We start from the raw sequence: 1,737 nt of genomic DNA, 5'->3' as shown, positions 1-1,737 counted from the left end.
AGCCGAGGGCACCCTTGCCTTGGTACTTTTGCTTCGTTGCATTGAAGCGGTAGGCGATGGTCAACTTTATTCGTGATACGGACAATTGATGACTTTTGAGCTCGGTGTAGGGGGTCACGATCCTCGCCTTAATGGGAGTGTTGAAGTTGTTGATGGAAAGACTGGTCGTCAGTGACTTATCTTTGAGCCATTGTTTGGAAATCTGTACCCAGCCATAAAACATCGGAGCGATCAGCTCTATGTTGTTATCCCAGCCCATAAGGTTATAGGTGAAGTTGGCACTGAGTGTGATATCTTTAGGTAGAGAAAATTGGTTATTGAGTCTAATGGATAGTGTGGGTTTGAAATTGGTAATCTTTTGGTCGAAGAACTGTAGCTGATACCCAAGGATCTTAGAAAAGTCAAGTGTAAGATTGGGTCGCCACCATTTTACCTTTGGACTTAAGATGACCGAAGCTCCTAGCAGGTGGTAAGGTGTGGTATTGATGTTTTTAATGAGTGTCACGTAGGGAACCATTTCGTCTGGTTTCTTGGGGTTGTAGAGCGGTTGGGAATCTTGTGTCAGGGCATCTATATTGTACTGATGAGATAGCATCAGTGTCACCCACTTTTTATTCAGTAATAGCTGTGTGGAGTAGTTGATCTCTGGCTTAAGGTTGGGGTCGCCCACCTGATATTCAAACTTGCTGAGGTACTGATATTCTGGTTGAAGTTGCCAATAACTTGGACGGGTTATCCTGCTCCTGAAGGAGAGTTGGGTATTAATGCCACGTAGTTCGGTGCTGAGTGAGAGGGTGGGGAATAGGTTGGTGGAGACTCTCTTCTCGGGGCGCATCATATTCTTTTGGTCGAAGTATTGATTGACTAGATGCTCAAGTCGTGCTCCAGCGGTAAGCATTACTTTCTCGCCGAGAGAGTGGCCATACTCTAGGTAGAGGGCATAGGTATCCTCTCTTTGCTGGCTCTCAAGATCGGGCAAGGTGTATTCTTGATTGATTTTGTCGTTGATGCTGAAGAACTTATTATTTACCCAGGTGAATGCACCTCCGAAGTTGAGCCTTCCGCCCCAAACTACTCCATTGATATCTGTTCTTATCCCAGCAGATTGAAACTTATCTCCGCTTTGACTGGTTATTGTTTTGCTTTGATGGGTGGTTTCATTCCTTTCTATAGTGGTAGTGTAGTTAGTTGAGAGACTACTTTCGAAGTAGTCCATATCTACCTGGGCGCTCCAATTCTCCCACCTGCGAATGTAGTAGAGAGAGGGGTGGTGTTGTTGGGTCCAAGGGGTGAACCCGCTGGTCTCATTATTGTATCTTGTAGGGCTATTCTGCTCTAATTGACTTATGAGTTGGTTGCGTATGAGGTTGGAGCTTTTTTGGATTTGGAGTTGATACCTTATACCTGCACTCTGATGCTCATCTTCGTAGTTGGTGCCGATGTTAAAGTTATAGGTATCATCGTTAAATTGTCCGATATTGCTGGTCGTATTGTGCCACTCGCTATTGGGCGTTTTCCCATGAAAGCTAAGTTCGGGATTGATATTGATGCCTTTCCAAGCATTGTACCATCCAGTGGCAAATATATCCCACTCTTTGATGCGGTAGTTTAGCGAAAGGTAACCGCAACCTCCTGGCTTTCGATCTTTTGTCTTTTGTAGGAAACTCATGACTTCTCCGCTGAGTCCCGAGCCGGGTTCGCGACGGGTGTATATTTTGATGACGGCACCGACCGATG

The 1,737-nt window shown here is 45.4% G+C and carries 1 protein-coding gene; it reads right to left on the bottom strand.

Going from position 1 to position 1,737, the window contains the following annotated elements:
* A partial coding sequence (locus HMPREF3027_RS00080) for an outer membrane beta-barrel family protein (RefSeq protein ID WP_083317437.1) occupies positions 1–1,669 on the bottom strand: 1,669 nt, incomplete at its 3' end.
* Positions 1,670–1,737: the final 68 nt, after the last annotated feature.

This window comes from Porphyromonas sp. HMSC077F02 (assembly GCF_001815465.1).
In the GTDB taxonomy this organism is placed as follows: Bacteria; Bacteroidota; Bacteroidia; order Bacteroidales; family Porphyromonadaceae; genus Porphyromonas_A; species Porphyromonas_A somerae.
The sequence above is the reverse complement of the archived record's forward strand: the minus strand, read 5'-3'. Positions and strand labels throughout refer to the sequence as shown.